Here is a 7,108-nt window from a genome sequence, read left to right on the forward strand (position 1 = left end):
GTGGTCGCCCACGTGCGAGCCGTTGCCGGTGACCACGTCGTCGACGTCGCCCGGGTCGAAGCCGGCCCGCTCCTGCAGGGCCTGGAGCACCTGGGCCAGCACCCGCTGGGGGTGCAGGTGGCCCCGACCCCGCCACCGCTGGCGGCCCGTGCGGCCCTCCCCGGGGGACGGCGGACGGTGTTCGGCGACCGCTCGTTCCTGGTGGCGTACTACGGCACGGCCGGGACCGGTGCTCTCGGGGTGCTGGGGGAGACCGGGGTCGACCGGGCCCACCAGCGGCTGGTGCGGGCCGCGCGGCCGTTCCGCCGGCCGGGCGAGCACCTCCAGCCGGTCTACGAGCTCATCGTGACGGTGGCTGACGCGCACCCCGGCCGGGACGGCGACTACAGCCACGACATCCCGCGGGCGCAGGTACGCCGCTACGTCCGCGCGGCGCACCGGCACGGCGCACTGCTCCTCCTGGACCTGCAACCGGGGCGCAGCAGCTTCCTCCGGGTCGCCCGGCGCTGGGCCTGGGCGCTCGAGGACCCCTGGGTCGGCCTGGCGCTGGACCCGGAGTGGCGGATGGGTCGGCATCAGGTGCCCGCCCGGGTGATCGGCTCGGTCGACGCCACGGAGGTCAACCGCACGAGTGCCTGGCTCTCCCGGCTGGTCCAGCGGCACCGCCTGCCCCAGAAGCTGTTCGTGGTGCACCAGTTCAGGGTGGCCATGGTCGAGCACGTCGACGAGGTCCGACCGCGACCGGGACTGGCCCTCGTGCAGCACGTGGACGGCTTCGGCAGCCCGCAGCAGAAGCTCGCGACCTACCGCGCGGTGGTCCGTCCCCGACGGTTCACCCTCGGCCTGAAGCTCTTCTACGACGAGGACCGGCACCTGATGAGCCCGGCTCGGGTGCGCGGCATCCGCCCGCCCGTGCGCTTCGTCTCCTACCAGTGAGCGCACGCGGCGGGTGGCCTCCGCTGACCGTGACCGGCTGGATCGCGACCGTCCCTCCCATGCGGTAGACATGGGGGGTGCCAGCGACCCCGCCGCTCACCGACCTGCGCCATGCCGAGGCTCTGGACCGTGCCGACCCGTTGGCGGCCTACCGGGCGGAGTTCCTGGGGGCCGAGGGGCCGCTGGTCTACTTCGACGGCAACTCCCTGGGCCGACCGCTCGCGCGCACCTCTCGGCGGCTGGCCGAGTTCGTGGAGCAGGACTGGGGCGGGCGGCTGATCCGAGGCTGGGACGAACGCTGGTTCGACCAGCCCCTCACCCTGGGTGACGCGCTCGGCCGGGTCGTGCTGGGCGCCGGCCCCGGGCAGACCGCCGTCGGCGACTCGACCACCGTGCTGCTCTACAAGCTGGCCCGGGCGGCGGTGGACGTCCAGCTGGCACGCGACCCGCGACGTACCGAGCTCGTCGTCGACACCGACAACTTCCCCACCGACCGGTACCTCGCCGAGGGCATCGCCGGGGAGCGGGGGCTGTCGTTGCGCTGGATCGAGGTGGACCGTACGGCGGGCGTCACCGCGGGACAGCTGGCCGACGTGCTCGGGCCGGCCACCGGGCTGGTGCTGCTCAGCCACGTGGCCTACCGGTCGGGGTTCATCGCGGACGCTCCCGGGCTGACCCGGATGGCCCACGAGGCGGGGGCGATGGTGCTGTGGGACCTCTCGCACTCGGTCGGGTCGGTCCCGCTGGCGCTGGACGACTGGGGCGCGGACCTGGCGGTCGGCTGCACCTACAAGTACCTCAACGGAGGTCCCGGCTCCCCGGCGTTCGGCTACGTGGCGGCGCGCCTGCAGCCCGCGCTGACCCAGCCCATCCCCGGCTGGATGGGGCACGCCGAGCCGTTCACGATGGGGCCCGGTTACGCCCCGGCTGCCGGGATGCGCCGCTTCCTCTCCGGCACGCCCCCCATCGTCGGCATGGTGGCGATGCAGGACATGCTCACCCTCATCGAGGCCGCCGGGATGCCGGCGATCCGCGAGAAGTCGCTGGCCCTCACCGACTACGCGCTCGCGCTTGCCGACGCCTGGCTGGCCCCCCTCGACGTCGAGGTCGCCTCGCCGCGCGACCCGTCGGTGCGCGGCGGGCACGTCACGCTGCGCCACGCTGCGATGCAGGAGGTCACCAGCCGGCTGTGGGCACGTGACGTGATCCCCGACTACCGCGACCCCGGCGGGCTGCGTGTCGGACTGTCCCCGCTGTCCACCAGCTTCACCGAGCTCTGGCAGGGCATGGGCGCGGTCCGCGACGAGCTGGCCCGGCTGCGCTGACCGCCCCGCGATGACCAGGGTCAACGACCACGGCCAGACCGTCGGCGACCCGGTGCCGGGCTGGACCCCCCGGCCCGCCCCGGCGCCGGTGGAGCTGGCCGGACGGACCGTCCGGCTGGAGCCGGTGAGCCTCGCCCACGCGCCGCACCTGTACGCCGCGCTGTGCCGCGCTGCGGACGAGCCGCTGTGGACCTACCGGACCCAGGACCGGCCCCGCGACCTCGACGGGCTGGCGGCGCTGCTGGCGGCCGCGGCCGACGACCCGGCCACCGTGACGCTCGCGATCGTCCCCCGGGAGACCGGTGTCCCAGAGGGGCTGGCCACGTTGATGCGGGTCGACCCCGCGCAGGGCTGTGTCGAGGTCGGCTCGATCCTGTTCTCCCGAGACCTGCAGCGCACGACCGCCGCCACCGAGGCGCTCGTCCTGCTCGCCCGCCACGTGCTGGGTGCGCTTGGCTACCGGCGCCTGGAGTGGAAGTGCGACTCGGCCAACGAGCCGTCCCGGCGGGCCGCCGCTCGGCTCGGCTTCACCTTCGAGGGCCGGTTCCGACAGGCGATGGTGTACAAGGGGCGCAACCGCGACACCGACTGGTTCTCGCTCACCGACGCCGACTGGTCGCGGGTGTCGGCGGCCTACGACGCGTGGCTGGACCCCGCCAACTTCCACGCCGACGGGCGCCAGCGGCAGTCGCTCTCGACCCTCACCGCCGGCGAGCCGACCGACGCCCGCCCCTGACCGAGCGGGCTACCGTGGGCAACCGTCCCTCGCCCGTGACCAGCAGGAGGTGTCCCTATGACCCTGACCGGAGAGCAGATCGAGCAGGAAGGACTGGCCGACTGGCGGCTGCTGCTGAGATCGCTGCACGCCAGGTTCCGCACGGGCGACTTCGCCGCCGGCCTCCGGCTCGTCGACGCCATCGGGGCGGCGGCGGAGGAGCTGAACCACCATCCCGACCTCGACCTGCGCTACTCCCACGTCGACGTCCGGCTGACCAGCCATGACAGCGGCGGGGTGACCGAGCGGGACGTGCGGCTGGCCCGGAGGATCTCGGCACTCGCGTCCGCCCAGTCCGCCACCGCCGAGCCGACCGCGGTGTCGGTGCTGGAGCTGGCGCTGGACACCCCGGAACACTCGACGGTCCTGCCGTTCTGGGCCGCGGTGCTGGGGTACGAGGCGGACGGCGACGAGGTCCGGGACTCCACGGGAAGGGGCACCACGCTGTGGTTCCAGCCGACCGACAGCGCGGACCCCGCCCGGCAGCGCTTCCACCTCGACGTGATCGTGCCACCGGAGGTCGTGGCACCGCGGATCGACGCGGCCCTGCAGGCGGGCGGCTCGCTGGTCAGCGACGCCGAGGCCCCGTCGTTCTGGGTGCTGTCGGACCCCGACGGCAACAAGGCGTGCCTGTGCACCTGGCAGGGCGGCGGCAGCTGAGCCTGCGCCGCTGAGCCCTCACGCCGCAGCGGCCCCGGCGCCGAGGCGCCGGGGCCGCTGTCGTCGACCGTCCTACGGACGGGCCGGCACGGTGACCACCTCCGCGCGAGACCCCTTCGCCCCGTGCAGGTGGAAGACCAGCGCCTTGGTCCGCCGCGGTGCCTGGTAGGCGATCCGGGCCGGGTCGTCGTAGAGCGGCACTGCCGTCGAGAAGGCCGGATCGGCCAGGTCGTACGGAGCCGTGGCGGAGACCTCCTCGGCGACCACTCCGGCGTAGGCGTTCCACACCCCGGCCGTGTAGCCGACCGCCGGGGCGGAGACGTCCAGGCCGACGGCCTGCCGCCACACCGGCAGCACCACGACGTTGGTGTCGAACACGTTGGTGTCCGTGGTGGCGTCGAGGAAGTTGGCGAACTCGACGTCCAGGGTGTCGCCGCTGGAGAGGTCCACCGTGACGGAGACCAGCACGTCGGAGCCCGACAGGGTGGTGATGTAGGTCTCCAGGTCGGGCGTGCCGTCGCCGGTGACGTCGTAGTCGACGTAGGGGATGAACCCGTTGCCGATGTTGGCCCAGTCACCCTGCGTGGCGACGCCGAACCAGAGCCAGTCGTGGTTGGCCCCCGCCCCGATGGCCTGCAGGTCGGTGGCCTTCTCGCTCCGCAGGCTGGTGCAGCCCACCGGCAGCTGGCCTGCCGGGCAGGTCGGCAGCACCCCGCTGGTGGCGCCCAGCTTCATCACGGCCGCGACGGAGGTGTACGACGCCGGACCGGACCCCTGCGCGATGCCCGTCCCGGACAGCGCGATCCGGTTCTTCACCACTGACGCCGACGTCGCCGACACCGGCTTCGCCGCGCCGTAGACGGGGACCCGCAGCGCGGGCTTGCCGGTCGGGGTGACCAGCAGCCGGCCGGAGGCGTCGGAGACGAACTGCCGCGGCAGGCCCACCTGCGTGGCGGCCATCGTCTGGTCGAGGGTGTGGCGCAGCCGGGTGGGCCGCACCGTCATGGTCACCACCGCGCGCGCCGACCGGCGCGGCTTCACCGTGAGCGTGCGCGGCGAGACGGTGTAGCGCACCCCGGCTGCGGGGTTGACCGCCTGGTACCGCAGTGACACGGTGACCCGCTTCGTGCCGGTGTTGCGCACCACGACGGTCTTGCGCTTGGTGACCGTGGCCTTGGTGACCGGGGCCGGCACCACGCCGAACGAGGCGGACACGGCGTCGGCGGGCTGGGTCGCCCAGGCGAGCACCGTGGTGGTCCTGGCCCGGGCCGCGTCGACCCGGCCGGCGCCGACACGAGCCGGCGCGAACCGGTGTCCGGTCCGGTTGGGGCCGGTCCACAGGTCATGCCCGGCGGTGTTCATCACCGCGGCCTTGACCATGACCGGCGACCACGAGGGGTGCGCCGCCTTCACCAGCGCGGCCACGCCCGCGGTGAGCGGGGAGGCCATCGAGGTCCCCGACATCACCAGCGGGCCGGAGCCCGACCCCATCCCGGCCGAGGCGATGGTGTCGCCCGGGGCGGCCACGTCGGGCTTCACCACACCGATCGACCCGTGCGGGCCGCGGGAGGTGAACGAGGACACGGTGTCGGAGATCGCCGGGTTGACGTCCTTGATCGAGGCCTGAAGGGCCCCGTCGAAGGTGACCTTGAGCGTCCCCGCCTCGAGCGACGGTTGCAGGGTGTCGACCCAGGTCTTGGGCAGCTGGACCACGGGGATCGTCGCGTCACCGGTGATCCCGGCGCCGAAGACGTCCAGGCCCGAGGTGAACACGGCTCCGATCGCGCCGGCGTCGCGGACGTTCGCCGACCGCGTCGCCGAGCCGCACCGCCGGGTGGCGTCATCGTCGTCCCACACCAGCCAGGCGACCTTGCCGTTCACCGTGGAGGCGTCCGCCCCGGAGAGCGTGTCGCAGCCGTCGGCGTTGCCGTCGCTGAGCGCCACCACGTCGCCGGTCACCGGTTCGTTGCCGGCCCAGTCGTAGGCCACCGACATCTGGCCGGCGGCGATCCCTGCGACGCTCGCGGGGGCGTCGATGCGCAGACCGTCGCGCAGCTGGTAGGAGTCGACGCTGCTGGCCGCGGCCAGGGAGCTGACGGCGTTGCCGGGTGCCCCGCCGGTGTCGGTGAGGTCCCCGTTGTTGCCCATGGAGAGCACCGACAGCACGCCGTGGTCGGCGAGCTCGGCGATCACGGCGTTCTCGGGGTCGTCCACCAGACCGTAGTCGCTGCCCAGCGAGAGGTTGACGATGTCGAGGTGGTCGGCGAAGTTGCCGTCCTGGTTGGGGTCCAGCGCCCGGTCGAGCGCCTCGATCACCACGTCGGTGGAGCCCTCGCAGCCGAAGACCTTCAGCGAGTAGAGCCGGGCCTCGGGGGCCATCCCCGGGCCGACCTTCATGTCCATCAGGTCGGCCGGGGTGAGCGCGGAGTAGTCGCCGGTGAAGGTGTCACCCGCGTCGGTGACGCCGTACCCCGCGGCGGTCCCGGCCACGTGGGTGCCGTGCTCCCCGCAGTCGATCGGGTTGGGGTCCGGGGCGGGGACGGGCTGGGTGTCGGCGTCGTAGTCGTCGCCGACCAGGTCGTAGCCGCCGATGATCTTGGCCTGGGCCAGCGCCGGGAGACCGGCGTACCACCCGGGATCGGCGGGGCTGGCGTGGGCGGTGTCGTACGCCGCGGGCGTCCCGGTGCCGCCGAAGTCGGCGTGGGTGTAGTCCAGCCCGGTGTCGATGATGCCGACGTCGACCCCCGCACCGGTGCCGCCGGCGTACTTCCACGCGTCGATCGCACTCACCAGCGCGGCCGTGTTGGCGTTGCTGAACGTCTTCGGCACGATCCGGGAGACCCTGACCACGTCGGGGCGGGCGGCGATCGCGCGCAGCCCGGCGGCATCCACCCGGAGCCCGGTCCCGGGCACCGCGTTGGTGACCACGAAGAGCCGGGACGCGGACCGGTCGGCCGCCCTGGCGGTCTGCAGCACGTCGGCGGCCTGGCGCTGCACGACGGCCCGGCGGTCACGCACCGCACGCGCACTCCCCGAACGGGCGATGTCGGCCGCCCCCTGCCCGGAGAGCTGCACGAAGACGCTCTGCGTCCCCTCGGTGGTGCGGTCGAAGCCCACCACCTTGCCCTTCGCGCCCTGGAGCGCCTCGCGCGAGGACAGCGGCACCGGCGCGGAGCTCGGTCCGTCGCCGGCCGCCCGGGCCGAGGGGGTCGTCCCCAGCGCCGCCGTCACGGCGGCGACGGCGGCGACGGCCGCCCAGCTCCTCCTGCGTCCTGACAGATCCACGGGATGGTCCCCCTCCGGTCGGTGACGTGCCGAGGGTGACCTTAGTGCCGGCCTCCGACAGGGCGTCGACAGGGGCCCCCAGACCGTCGTGTCGTGGGGCAGCCGACCCGGGCGCGTCACATGGTGG

Annotated in this window: 5 protein-coding genes; 4 read left to right on the forward strand and 1 reads right to left on the reverse strand. The window is 73.8% G+C overall.

The window, feature by feature from the left end; genetic code table 11:
- The 4 genes from PLP61_RS13160 to PLP61_RS13175 all read left to right on the forward strand — a co-directional run.
- Positions 1-936 (forward strand): hypothetical protein (locus tag PLP61_RS13160; RefSeq protein WP_324503190.1); only part of this gene is annotated, 936 nt, incomplete at its 5' end.
- Between the two features lie 77 nt (positions 937-1,013).
- Positions 1,014-2,261, forward strand: coding sequence for a kynureninase (locus tag PLP61_RS13165; RefSeq protein WP_324503192.1), 1,248 nt, complete (start codon positions 1,014-1,016; stop codon positions 2,259-2,261).
- Between the two features lie 10 nt (positions 2,262-2,271).
- Positions 2,272-2,997, forward strand: a complete 726-nt coding sequence (locus tag PLP61_RS13170) for a GNAT family N-acetyltransferase (RefSeq protein ID WP_324503193.1) — start codon at positions 2,272-2,274, stop codon at positions 2,995-2,997.
- A gap of 57 nt (positions 2,998-3,054) precedes the next feature.
- A complete protein-coding gene (locus PLP61_RS13175; RefSeq protein WP_324503194.1) occupies positions 3,055-3,696 on the forward strand; it encodes a 4a-hydroxytetrahydrobiopterin dehydratase in 642 nt (213 codons plus the stop codon).
- Between the two features lie 72 nt (positions 3,697-3,768).
- Here the strand turns inward: PLP61_RS13175 and PLP61_RS13180 are convergent, their stop codons facing one another.
- Positions 3,769-6,981 (reverse strand): S8 family peptidase, encoded by a 3,213-nt coding sequence (locus tag PLP61_RS13180; RefSeq protein WP_324503195.1) that lies wholly within the window; start codon positions 6,979-6,981, stop codon positions 3,769-3,771.
- Between the last annotated feature and the right edge of the window lie 127 nt (positions 6,982-7,108).

Source organism: Nocardioides sp. (assembly GCF_035429765.1).
In the GTDB taxonomy this organism is placed as follows: Bacteria; Actinomycetota; Actinomycetes; order Propionibacteriales; family Nocardioidaceae; genus Nocardioides.

Excerpts from the sequence above, each read along its gene's own strand:
- PLP61_RS13170 (WP_324503193.1), top strand. The coding sequence starts at position 2,272 with ATGACCAGGGTCAACGACCACGGCCAGACCGTCGGCGACCCGGTGCCG.
- PLP61_RS13175 (WP_324503194.1), top strand. The coding sequence starts at position 3,055 with ATGACCCTGACCGGAGAGCAGATCGAGCAGGAAGGACTGGCCGACTGG.